This is a genomic window from Microcoleus sp. ARI1-B5 (assembly GCF_036705795.1).
Lineage (GTDB): Bacteria > Cyanobacteriota > Cyanobacteriia > Cyanobacteriales > Microcoleaceae > Microcoleus.
In genome coordinates, this window is sequence record NZ_JAUBVK010000014.1 from 1 (window position 1) to 12,422 (window position 12,422).

The 12,422-nt window shown below is 48.9% G+C and carries 10 protein-coding genes; 6 read left to right on the forward strand and 4 right to left on the reverse strand.

What is annotated here, in order from left to right; all coding sequences use genetic code 11:
• The first annotated feature begins 280 nt into the window (after positions 1-280).
• Complete coding sequence (locus tag QUB63_RS19910; protein WP_332947008.1) at positions 281-2,083, forward strand: sensor histidine kinase; 1,803 nt, start codon at positions 281-283, stop codon at positions 2,081-2,083.
• Between the two features lie 231 nt (positions 2,084-2,314).
• Here the strand turns inward: QUB63_RS19910 and QUB63_RS19915 are convergent, their stop codons facing one another.
• The 3 genes from QUB63_RS19915 to QUB63_RS19925 form a co-directional block, all read right to left on the reverse strand.
• Positions 2,315-2,992, reverse strand: a complete 678-nt coding sequence (locus QUB63_RS19915; RefSeq protein ID WP_332947009.1) for a class I SAM-dependent DNA methyltransferase — start codon at positions 2,990-2,992, stop codon at positions 2,315-2,317.
• 182 nt (positions 2,993-3,174) lie between these two features.
• On the reverse strand, positions 3,175-4,035 hold the full coding sequence (locus QUB63_RS19920; RefSeq protein ID WP_332947010.1) for a DUF6920 family protein: 861 nt from the start codon (positions 4,033-4,035) through the stop codon (positions 3,175-3,177).
• 46 nt (positions 4,036-4,081) lie between these two features.
• Positions 4,082-4,456, reverse strand: a complete 375-nt coding sequence (locus tag QUB63_RS19925) for a DUF1257 domain-containing protein (protein ID WP_332947011.1) — start codon at positions 4,454-4,456, stop codon at positions 4,082-4,084.
• A 384-nt stretch (positions 4,457-4,840) separates the two neighbouring features.
• Between QUB63_RS19925 and QUB63_RS19930 the strand changes: the two genes are divergently transcribed.
• From QUB63_RS19930 to QUB63_RS19945, 4 genes are all read left to right on the forward strand, one after another.
• Entirely contained in the window at positions 4,841-5,923 is a 1,083-nt protein-coding gene (locus tag QUB63_RS19930) for a WD40 repeat domain-containing protein (RefSeq protein WP_332947012.1), read from the forward strand.
• 692 nt (positions 5,924-6,615) lie between these two features.
• Complete coding sequence (locus QUB63_RS19935; RefSeq protein ID WP_332947013.1) at positions 6,616-8,976, forward strand: PAS domain S-box protein; 2,361 nt, start codon at positions 6,616-6,618, stop codon at positions 8,974-8,976.
• Positions 8,977-8,987: 11 nt separating this feature from the next.
• Complete coding sequence (locus QUB63_RS19940) at positions 8,988-10,652, forward strand: putative bifunctional diguanylate cyclase/phosphodiesterase (RefSeq protein ID WP_332947014.1); 1,665 nt, start codon at positions 8,988-8,990, stop codon at positions 10,650-10,652.
• Positions 10,627-10,797, forward strand: coding sequence for a hypothetical protein (locus QUB63_RS19945; protein ID WP_332947015.1), 171 nt, complete (start codon positions 10,627-10,629; stop codon positions 10,795-10,797). The genes QUB63_RS19940 and QUB63_RS19945 overlap by 26 nt, the downstream gene beginning before the upstream one ends.
• Before the next feature lie 132 nt (positions 10,798-10,929).
• Here the strand turns inward: QUB63_RS19945 and QUB63_RS19950 are convergent, their stop codons facing one another.
• Entirely contained in the window at positions 10,930-12,252 is a 1,323-nt protein-coding gene (locus QUB63_RS19950) for a J domain-containing protein (RefSeq protein WP_332947016.1), read from the reverse strand.
• Positions 12,253-12,278: 26 nt separating this feature from the next.
• Here QUB63_RS19950 and QUB63_RS19955 point away from each other — a divergent pair, with 26 nt between their 5' ends.
• Complete coding sequence (locus QUB63_RS19955) at positions 12,279-12,419, forward strand: hypothetical protein (protein ID WP_332947017.1); 141 nt, start codon at positions 12,279-12,281, stop codon at positions 12,417-12,419.
• The last annotated feature ends 3 nt before the right edge of the window (positions 12,420-12,422 follow it).

Sequence of the window (12,422 nt, forward strand, 5' to 3'; positions counted from 1 at the left end):
TTCAGTTGACCCTCCTGACTATATGATACTACTATTGTTTATTGATGCTTACAACCTTAATGAAGTTTTATAATACCTGCAATTGTTTCCAGTTGTTCGATCGATTGGCGCAACTTTACAGTTTTGACGGGTGATATAACTTTCAAATCTGCCATCAACCCAACATCCAAGCTGCGCTATATATCTTCGGAGAGATACGTGAAAGAAAGCTGAACAGTAAAATAGTAGGCTGGACTGCCTCAATCGGAAACTGCTTAACCACCAACACAGGGTTAATGATGTGGCTGCACCGAATCCCCTTCAATTGCCTGACAACAGCAATCCGCCCCGATGGCTGGTGCGATCGCCCGCTGGGCTGCGGGTACTGCTGGTGGCGGCAATTTATCTCACAAGCTGGTATGCCCTCGACGTTGTAGCCCTGCAATTTGAATCAGCACCGGAAATTCAAATCTGGTATCCCCCATCCGCACTCGATGTAGTGCTGCTGTTAGTCTTCGGATTGCGCTGGTGGCCGCTGCTGCTGCTCAACACGTTTGTACGCCGGTGGTTTGTCACCGGGCGCCACCTGCCCCTGCACACACTGCCGATCTTTGACGCAGTAACCACGCTGGGCTGTGCGGGAGCTTGCAATTTGCTGCTGCACAAGCTGCGAATCAATCCCCCCTTGAGGCAACTGCGCGACGCAATCTGGTTTACCCTCATCGCTGGAATCGGTGCACCTTTGGTCGTCGCCGTGCTGCAAGTCGTGAATTTTGTGTCTGCGGGGCTGATTTCTTGGGATCAGTGGCAGACATTCACCCTGCATTACTGGGCTGGAGATTCTACCGGCATCGGAATGCTAGCACCGTTTCTGCTGATTTTGCTGCGCAAGTTTCCAAAGCTTTGGGCTGGCAGAGATTCGATCGGGCGGTGGGCGCGCGGGGGATATGACGAGTTGCGCTGGCCCTCGCGCCCGGGTTGGCCGGTGCTGTTATTCCATATTGTGCTGTTGGCTTTCGGAATTTGGGCAGCCTACGGCGCGCCGAGAGGCAAGAATTTGGACTATAGCTATTTTGTGTTTTTACCGATGATCTCGATTGTGGCGCAGTACGGGTTTGCTAGAGCCACGGCGACGGTTTTAGGCATCAATATTGGCATTGCGCTGTTGGTAGGTTACAAAACAGGGGTACAGGATACGCTGGCGCTGCAATTCGGCTTGATGGCGGTGACGCACGCTGGTATTTTGTTGGGGGCGATCGTCACGGATCGCCAGCGCACAGCAGAAAAGCTGCGCCTGCTGTACAAAAAGCTGCGAAGTCTCAATCGCGGGCTGGAAATTCAAGTGCAAGAGCGCACGGCTCAATTGCAGGAGAAAATGCAGCAGCTACACCTGCTCAGTCAGGTGAAAGACGATTTTTTGAGTACGGTATCTCACGAATTGCGCAGTTTGATGGCGAACATGACTGTGGCGATTCGGATGCTGCAACTCGGGGCGAATCCACAAAGCCGCGATCGATACTTGCAAATTTTGCAAGATGAGTGCGCCCGCGAAACAGTCCTAATTAATGATTTGCTGGATTTGCAGCGCCTTGAATCTGGAAGAGATACCCTAGACTTGCAGCCGCTGGAACTCCACGATTGGCTGCCGCACATTGTAGAACCCTTTCACGATCGCGCGCGATCTCGCCAGCAAACGCTCTCGATCGAATTTGCTGACAATTTGCCTGTTTTGATGTGCGATCGAGCTAAACTCGAACGGATTGTCACCGAACTGCTGACGAATGCTTGCAAGTACACTCCGCCTGAAGGAAAAATTGCGGTTGCACTTCGCGCCAGAACTTCTGCTGGTTTTATTGACGGAGTAATTTTGACTGTTAGCAATACTGGGGTTGAGATTCCTCAGGAGCAACAGACGCGCATTTTTGAGAAATTTTACCGCATTCCCAGCAGCGATTATTGGATGCAAGGCGGGACGGGATTGGGATTGGCGCTGGTGCAGAAGTTAGTCGAGCAACTGGGCACAGAAATTCGGGCTGAGAGTCGATCGATGGAAACCGTTTTTACCGTGGATTTGCCCGCCGGCTGCTGCGAAGATTTTGAGTGATATAGCAATTCTCAAGTGAGTGAGGTACAGATTGGTAATTGGGAAAAAGGTAATTGGTAATTAGTAATTGGTAAGACAACTGGCGAGTAGCTCACGAGAGTTGAGAACCGCTATATCGTGTCCGGTAAAATAACCTATATCGGGCAATTAGTGAGTTTTATGAGGACTCGCATTCCGATGCGGAGAACCTATGTGAGAGGTTTAATTTGCCAGAGGCTCCGGGGCACCTTATTACTGACAAATCAGCAGCAGGGAAAGAGGAATCTTTGTCTGCGGATGGATCGGTTCCTCGAATTGGCATACTCTCCAGCCAGCTTCTGACACTTGTTGAAACCACGAACTAACTGTGCGAAAATACCACGGCATCGGCTCTCGAAAAGCTCCGCCGAAATGGTCGAAAGTCTCGGTTTTCCATCCATCAACATATGGCTGTTGCTGACAGGCTGTGAATGGATGAACTGTCTGGATTAACAAATGTCCGTCTGAGACTGTGGCTTGGCGTAACGATCGCAATAAATCTCCAATTTCCTCACCGAGTAGCGAAAAATTGCAGACAATCCCATCGTAGGATTGACCGAGTATCAGCGGATCGGCAATAATTTCATCGTAGCCGATCGCCCGAAAACAACCGCTGCTTTTCTCGATCGCGCGATCGATCAAACCACGGGAAGCATCAACCCCAACCACCTCTACACCGTGCTTTGCTAGTGCCCGCCCCAGCCAACCTTCACCGCATCCGACATCCAGCACTCGCCGATGCCCGCAGCGCAGCACTGCTTGCAGAATAGCCTCGTCCGTTGCTGCGCGGCGGCTTTCGATCGAGTTTTGGTCGATCGCCTGTATCCATGCGTCAGCATTTGCTTCCCAACTTTGTTTAATTTGTTGCTCTCGCTCGGATTTTATCGTCATTCTTTTAGTTTATTGATATCATGTCCGAGCGATTGCTCGGGTTTGTAGTAAGGACTTTAGTCCTTGAAAGATGCGGACTTAAGTCCGCACTACGAGCCGTTTTTGTTATAGTAATTGAGCGGATATGATATTATGATGTATGTTTAAGTTTCAGATTGGCGATCGCACTTTAGCATCAACTCTTAGCGTGCAAAATCATAAACAATATTCGTGATGCGGCCGCGCCAGTAAGGCAATAGCGAACCATCCGGCAATTGCCACGCCACCTCACCGGAGAGCGGAATCCGGATACCGTCTCGCACTTCGTAGTCCCAGAAACGGCCGATCCAGGGCGCAAACACCAGCGAGCCCTTAACTGTACGGGCGCGGGCTTCGGCGCTGACAGTGGCGATTAACCCTGCCTCATCAAAGCCCAAATCGAGGGAAACAGCGGTGTCGCCATCTTTCAGGGTAGCTCTGGCCGCAGAATTGTCGATCGGCTCCCAGCGAACGCCCTGACTCGGCAGCAGTCTCGTCGGATACCAAGCCGCCTCTGCCAAAAAGCGCATCAGTTCCCCCTGTGCAGCTTCTGGAGTGCCGCGGATATCCGCCACAGTCACCAGGCCCAGCAGCGCCGCGTGGAGGATGCCTTCGCCGGAAACGTAGGCGTCATGAACAAACGCATTGATACCGGGCATCATGGCAATTCGCCCGTCCCAGTCAAAGCCAGGGCGCTGAGTAATTACCAGTTGAGTTGAGGTGAAGGCGCTCCATTTTTCTGCGGTGGAGCTCATGTTAAACGTGCCTTTGTGGGACACCCGCGCTGCGGCGATTAGCGGTTGTCCATCCTCGAGCACCGCGCGAAAGTAGCGCTGCACGGGCTGGGGTAAATCGGCGATTTCCCGCGCATCAAATGTCAGAGGTTGAATTGGTAAGCGTGCAGCTTCCAGATTCGATCGCAGTTTTTCCGTACCTCCATGCCAGCGGTATCTCGATCGGGCGATCGCGCCAACAATGCCAACTACAAGCGCCAGGATGATTAGTACGATCGCCGATCGCCACATGGTGATTCCTCTTGATACCTAAAAACGAGTTAATCAAGGGCGAGTCTTAAACCCATCGACCCACTACAACTCTCACCGTTCCATCTGCCAAAGTTTCCTCTTCTTCAACATGAAAACCCTCTGACTGCACCGCCGCCATCAAACTTTTGCGCGCGTATTTTTGACTAATTAAATTGACCAATTCCTGCTGATTAATGCGAGCGCCCCAAAAATCCGCCACCAATTCGTAATCCTCTCCGCTGCGGCGAAAACCCAAATCGTAACCGTTGGATTGCCGAATCACGTACTCGGCATTAGTTTTGTCGCCGCGATAACCCCGCACCTGCACATTGGACTCTACTTGATAACCCAACTCTTCCAACACTTGATGCAGCAGTTCGCCGTTCTTTATCTGAACCTTGATCGTTGTGAAGTGTGACATATCACTTTCGGATTTTTGTGTGAAACGCTGATTTGATTATAATACTATAAACTGCAACAGTCAATAAGTTAGAACTTGCGATCTTAAACCGGGTTTGAGCGTCAGCGAAAGTAGCCCGGTTACAAGCCCCCGGATTCATATGTTCAGAAAATCACAACAGAGTATCCGATAACAATTGCCCCGATTTATCCGTGCGTGAGTTCGCTTTTTTTACTCATCCAATTCTTCAATCTAAAATCCCAAATCTAAAATCTAAAATCTAAAATCGTATGATGCCCGACAATTCTAACCAACGAGCGAGAATATGATGCCGTCCTCGGCGGCCAAAGTCAAATCCCGATCGCCGCCGCTGTTTTGGGAGGCATCGCCGGGGTCAAGCAGCGCTTGCACAGTCCTAGTATCGAGCCGCGCATTGCCGCCGTTAAAGATGCTCCTAAATACGGAGAGGCTGGTTTAAATTTAGCAATTCAAGCGCTGCTTGACCCCGCACCAGATGTGCAGCGAGCTGCTTATTCTATTTTGCGACCAAGGACAGAACCTCTAGTCCGCCAAGCTTTAAAAGACTTCGTACCTTACAAGCTTTTTGACTGCATCCGCACTGTGAAAACAGGGACAAATGTGGCGATTAGTCCCGCAGGAGATCGCACGGCGAGTTTGCACGGGAAAATAATTAGAATTTGCGATTTAGATACAGGAGAAATACTCTATACTGTTGACAAGTATCCCCGCGCTAAAGAAAATTTTGTCCTTTGCCAAGAAACCGAAGTTTTTGTCAGGAGCCGAAATACTGCGAAACACCGCGCGATCGATATTTGGCAGGGAGGAGAATTGCGCTATACTTCCCTCGGACACGAAGCAGAAATTACCGCAACACTCATCAGTCCCGACAGTGGAGTTATCGCCACCGGTTCGGCAGATACTACTATCAAAATTTGGAATTTAGAGACGGGAAAGTTAATCTGTACTTTTGGCAGTCTTTTAACTTGGAAAGCTCACAAAGCAGGAATTGCGAGTCTTGCTTTTAGCCCGATCGCAGAAACTCTAGCTAGCAGCAGTTCTGACGGTACAATTAAACTGTGGAACCTCCGCAGCCGAGAATGTTCCCAAACAATTAAAGGTTATGCGAATTGTCTGGCTTTAAGTCCAGACGGGCAGACTTTGGCTGCTGGCGGCTGGGACAGAAACATTCAACTGCGCCAGCTATCGCACCCCGATAGTCCAATAACTTTGGCAGGGCATTTTAACTCGATAAATGCGATCGCCTTTAGTCCCGACGGGCGCACTGTTGTCAGTGCTAGCGCCGATGGTAATCTCAAATTTTGGAATGCCCGCACCGGCGAACACATTCACACTCTCTCCGGACATCAAAGCTCTGTTACTTGTCTTTCTTTTAGCAGCGATGGCGAAACTGTTATCACCGGTAGTTTAGACAAAACTGTCAAAGTTTGGGGAGTCATACCATTTTAGATTGAAGAATTGTAGATTGAAGAATTGAAGAATTGGGAATGACTGATGAAGCTCGTGGTTGGGAGCATCTCAATCATAGTAAAAAGCGTTTTTTAAGAGTGCTTTCCTCGCTTGCTTCCCTATATACATATAGCGATCGTCCTCCCTCGCTTCCCTATATATAGCGGTTCTAAAAAAAGTGAGGTATCCCTGCGTGCCCGCCCAGGCTACCCAGGCCGCAAGCCCTATGCCCGCAAGCCCTATGCCCGGGGAAGGCCCATGCCCGTCGGGTACCTCATCTTTCTGAGAACCGCTATACATATACCGATCGTCCCGCTCGCACTTTTGTTGGCGGTGGCTATATTTCAAAATTCGCGATTTCCGACTGACGGGGTGCGTGAATATACGCACACAAATATAATAACTTTACAATTCTAGGTCTTGTGCAAGCCGAGGATTGCGAAACTTATTTTTGCACTACTACACATACTTACAGTAAAAATATCGATTCGCAACCATTATTCAGCTTGTTGTCAATTTCTGAATAGTCGCCACACAACCGCGCAAGCCGCTATTTATGAATCCTTTACACTAGGTTTAAATTATCGAATGTTCCTCGGATGAGTATCGCAGCGAACTGTAATATTTGATTTAAAAAGTTTATGCTTAAAAGATAGGCAGGGTTTAAATATACAGTGCATGCGAGAGTAACTATGTCACACTGCAACCAATCCATGTATCCTTCCCGCAATCGGGCACAAATGTGCGGCACTGCTGTCAGTTGGCAGGAAAAAGCCGATCGGCTAACGGTAGAATTAAGCAACACCCGCGATCGGCTGCACGCAGAAATCGATCGGCTAAAACTTGCCAACGAAACCCTGCACGCCGCCGTCAGTTGTGCCCCGATGTTCCTGTGGGCAACCGACAAAAACGGCAGGTTAACCCTTGCAGAAGGCAAAGAATTAGAAAACTTGGGGATCGAACCGGGTGAGGCCCTCGGGCTGTCGATTTTTGAAGTTTACAGCAGCCAGCCAGATATCTTAGAGAATATTGCCCAGGTACTAGCAGGAAACGATCGCACTTGGAATGCCCAACAGGGGCATTTTATCTACGAAATTCGATCGGCAGCGCTGCGATCGGGCAACGGTGAAGTTATCGGGGCTGTCGGTGTTTCTTGTGACATTACCGAGCGCGAGCGGTCGATAGCCACTCTGCAAACGGCAAATCAAGAATTAGAAGACAGACTTACTCTGCAAACGACAGTCTTGAATGCTTCCCTTGCCGAAAGCGAAAAAAAGTACCGCAACCTCGTAGAAACGTCGCAAGAGTTGATTTGGTCGATCGATATTCAAGGCATCTTGACTTTTGTCAATTCCGCCGCCAAACGCATCTACGGTTACGAACCGCCAGAAATGATCGGCCGCCGCTTCACCGATTTTTTACTTCCCGAACAAAAAACCAGACCAATAGAAATATTTGCGCAACTTTTAGCGAGAACCAGCATTCAGCCACAAACCCCTAATTCTCCTTACGAAACAGTACACATCCGCAAAGACGGTACTCCCGTCCACCTGCGCCTCAACAGCATCGTCAACCAAGCTGAAAACGGCGCTATTTTAGGTTTGTGCGGAACGGCGACAGATATTAGCGATCGCAAGCGATCGGAAGAAGCACTCCAAGAAGCTACAGACCAACTTCGCGCCGTCTTGGATGCCGTGCCCGGACTGATTTCTTGGATAAGTTCAGATTTGCGGTATATTGGAGTCAACCAGCACTTAGCAACCTCGTTCAAACTGTCTCCTGAAAGCTTTGTCGGTCAAGAAATCAACTTTCTAGACAAAGGCTCGACTTTTGGACAACTAATCCGCAACTTTTTTGACAGTTCATCTGGGCAAACCTGGCAAGAAATAGATATAGAAATTAACGGCTTCGTCCGCAATTATTTGATAGTAGCTCAGAAATATCATCAAGGAACCGCAGCAGTTTCCGTAGGGATAGACATTACCGACCGCAAGCGCGCCGAAGCTCAAAAAACCCAATTAATCGCTTCTTTGCAAGAGTCGGAACTCAAATTCCGCAGCCTTTACGAAGCCACCAGCGACGCAGTAATGCTGCTCGACGAAGAAGAATTTTTTGACTGCAACCTCGCCACCTTAGCAATCTTTGGCTGCAGCAATAAAGAACAGTTTTACGGCAAGAAACCGAGCGAATTTTCCCCGCTATTGCAGCCTAGCGGACAAGACTCTCGCAGTCTAGCAACACAGAGAATATCCGCAGCACTGCAAACAGGTAGCTGTCGCTTTGACTGGGTACACAAACGGCTAGACGGTTCAGAATTTCCCGCAGAAGTGCTGTTAAATGCAATGGAAATTAACGGGCGACAAGTAATTCAAGCAGTAGTGCGAGACATTACAGATCGCAAGCGCGACGAAGATCGCATCAAAGCATCCCTCGCAGAAAAAGAAGTCCTCCTCAAAGAAATTCACCACCGCGTCAAAAACAACCTCCAAGTTATTTCCAGTTTGCTCAAACTTCAGTCCCGCTACATCCAAGACAGCCGCGTTAGTGAAATGTTAAAAGAAAGTCAAAACCGAGTCAGATCGATGGCCCTGGTTCACGAACAATTGTATCAATCCAAAGATTTGTCAAACATTGACTTTGCTGAATACATCCAAAATCTCGCCCACAATTTATTTCAAGCTTATGAAATTGATACAGAAGGCGTCAAGTTGCAAACAAATATTGCGCCGTGTTCTCTGAATATTGATACAGCAGTTCCTTGCGGATTGATTATCAACGAGCTGGTTACCAACTCCCTCAAGTATGCTTTTACAAGACAAACTCAAGGTAAAATTAAAATAGATTTCACTTTAGATAAAAACAGAGTTTGCGTGCTAGCCGTGAGCGACAGCGGAATTGGTTTTCCTCAAAACTTAGATTATCGAAAGGCCCGAACATTGGGTTTGCGGCTGGTCGGGTCTTTAGTCAAGCAAATTCGGGGAACAATAGAACTATTAGAAACTCCAGGCACGACTTTTAAAATAACATTTTCCAAGCCCAAGTTGCACTCTTAGGAGATAATTTAATGTCACCGACAAAAATTTTGATAGTTGAAGACGAAAGCATCATTGCGGAAGACATTTCCGACAGTTTAATATCTCGAGGATATTGGATAACAGGTATTGTCTATTCGGGAGAAGAAGCGATTGAATCTGTCGCGGAATATCGGCCGGATTTAGTTTTGATGGATGTTAACCTGCAAGGAGAAATCGACGGCATTACAGCAGCAGCAGAAATTCGCTCGCGCTTTCAAATCCCAGTAGTTTATCTGACAGCTTATGCTGACGAAAACACTTTGCGGCGCGTCAATGCGACCCAACCATTCGGCTATATTGTCAAACCCTTTGAAGACAAAAACTTGCACACAACTATTCAATTGGCTCTCCACCGACATCAGTACGATAGCTTGACAAACTTGCCAAATCGTTGGCTGTTGCGAGAGCAGCTAAATCAGGTATTAGACAAGCAAAAAGCTTTGCCAGTAATGATTCCTGTTGTCACTCTCAGTTTAGATAGAATTAACCGGATTAACTGTACCTTGGGACACGATATCGGCGACTCCGTACTTTGCTTCGTTGCCGAGCGGCTGAGCAACTGCACGGAGAACATTAATATTGTGGCTCGTTTGGAAGCGGCCGAATTTGGAATTGTTCTCGAACCAGTTGCCGAAAAACAGGATGCTGCCAAGATTGCTCAAAACATTTTAGATATTGTAGCCCAAGCTATGATTATCAAAGGCTCGGAACTGTACGTCACGGCAAGTATCGGCATTTCTTTATCTCCGGGCGACGGCAGCGATGGAGACGAACTGCTGAAAAATGCTTATACAGCTATGTACAATTCTCAGCAACAAGGTGGCAACAAGTATCAGTTTTATACTGCAAAAGCCGCGAGTAATTCCATCAACAAATTCACTCAAGAAACTTGCCTGCGCAATGCTTTAAAACGCTCGGAGTTTGAAGTTTACTATGAGCCGAAAATTGAAATTAAAACAGGGAAAATTATTGGTGCTGAAGCTTTGGTGCGCTGGAACCATCCAAAAAGGGGCAGAGTTTCCCCGGCAGAATTTATTCCAATGGCTGAAGAAATGGGCTTGATTGCACCGCTGGGCGAATGGGTGTTAGAGACTGCTTGCAAGCAAACTAAAGCTTGGCAAATAGAGGGTTTGCCTCCGCTGCGGGTAGCAGTCAACGTATCAGCCCGCCAGTTTGAGCGCAAAAATTTGACGGAGAGAGTCAGCCAGATATTGAGAGAGACTAATCTCGCTCCTAAATGTCTGGAATTAGAATTGACAGAAAGTCTGATTTTGCAAGATGAAACGGCAGCGGCTAAAGCTTTTACCGTGTGGAGAGATATGGGAATTACGATAGCAATTGATGATTTTGGCACGGGATATTCTTCTTTGAGTTATCCGAAACGCTTGCCGTTTGATGCGATCAAAATTGACAAGAGTTTTATTCGCGATATTGCCGACGATCGCCAAAATGCAGCCATTACAGTAGCGATTATTCAAATGGCACACTGCATGAACATGACTGTGATTGCTGAGGGGGTAGAAAATGAGCCGGAACTGGCTTTTTTGTGCGAACACGAGTGCGACGAAATTCAAGGCTATTTTTTCAGTCAGGCTTTGCCAAGCGCTGAGTTTGAATCGCTACTGAAAAGTGATAAGTGCTGGAAGCTATGCTGAAGGAAGAAGGAAGAAGGAAAAAGGAAGAAGGAAGAAAAAAGAAGAAAGAAGAAAGAAGGAAGAAGCAATAAAAGCGAGGGTTTCAGTGTTTGGCGATCGCCCGCTGCTTCCTCAGAAACCCGGTTTCTTTGTAGATTTCTCGTGACTCAACAAAAAAACTCGTAGAAACCGGGTTTCTAGCCCCCGATGCGTCAACCAGGAAACTGACGGTAATAACTAATGACTAATGACTAATGACTAATGACTGATGACTAATGACTGATGACTAAGGACTAATTCAAAAGATGCGATCGACCAACCAATTTCCCAGCCACAGCCCGAAACCGGAAGTAGCCACCAACAGGATAAACGTGTAAAGCCCGCCAGTGCCGATCGACCTTTCCCCAGCTACCATCCGCGCCACAACTCCAGCAATAATCCCGATCGCCGCCCAAGCCCCGTAAACACTCTTAGATCCGGCGATGGCCAAGGCGATCGCGAGAGCCCCCGAACCCCCACCAGCCAAAGCCCCCGCCCACGCCCCCATCCCCAGCCCGATCGCACCGGAGAGCCCGACGGGGCCGCCAGAATTCACGCCTAGTTCCGCCGCCAGCCCGCACGTCAAGCCAACTATCCCCCAACACACCGCCCCCGCCAACGCCTTCACCCAATCCCCAGAACCAGTTCCAGCCATCAATCCCACCACTGTCAGCACTCCCGCCGCGGCCAAAACTACAGCCACGGCCCGAGACTCGGCCTCGGAACTGGCGATCGCCCCCAAACCAGCGCCAACTGCCGCCCAAGCAGCCCCTGTTCGCGTTCCTCCGGCCTGAAAACCGGCGATCGACCCCCCCACCGCCCCAGCCAAAACCAGCGCCGCCAGCCACACTCTAGGCGTTGCCGAGCCCTCCGCCAGCAAAATCGCAGCCCACAGCCAATCCGCACCGCAGATTAAAGTCCACATCCACAGCGGGGCGGCGGATACCGTCAAAATCCAACCAGTCAAAGCGTAACTCGCCACGGCGAGCGCCAGCGGCCCCCAAGGGAAGCTTGAATATTTTTGAGATAGTCGCGGTTTTGAGTATTGAGTCGGAAATTCTTTTTTCCCGATCGGGGTAAGCTTTAGATATTTTTGAGATAGCCGCGCTTCCCTCGCCACGCTTCGCCCGGATGGCTTTCTTCCCCGCGACGCTTGGCGATTTTGAGTTGTAAATCGTTTCTTGCTATTAGGCTTGTTTTGAGTTTGATTTTTTTTGGAGGCGGCTTTTGGGCTGGTTTGAGTGCGCTGGGAACCAACTCTACCGGTTGATTTTCCTGAACGCCTTCTCAGTGGCTTGGACGGCGGCTTTTGGGCCGGTGGTGGTGGCGGAGGCGGCTGCTGCTGCTGAAACTGTTGGTCGATCGACTTCGGTTCAGGCTGACTGAGAAACAACACCAACTGCTGGTAAGCTAGATTAATTTCTGTTAATCTTTGTTCAGCTTTTTGTTGCAGGCGATCGTTGTGAGCAAACCGATCGGGATGCCACACAAATGCTAAATCCCTGTAAGCGCGCTTAATTTCTTCTAGGGAAGCTCCCGGCTCAATTTCGAGGATTTCGTAGCATCGGTCAATGTCACCCATAAGCTTCGATCGGCAGGTGTTGGTAAATGTGCGATCGTACTCAATATTTTCTACTATTCTCAGCCAAGCTGCACATTAAGCCGATCGCCGATCGCAAGTCAACCGTTCTCTACTCTGGCCGTCATCCTTATGGTCGATCGATGCAGACTGACAACTGGGTACAATGAGAA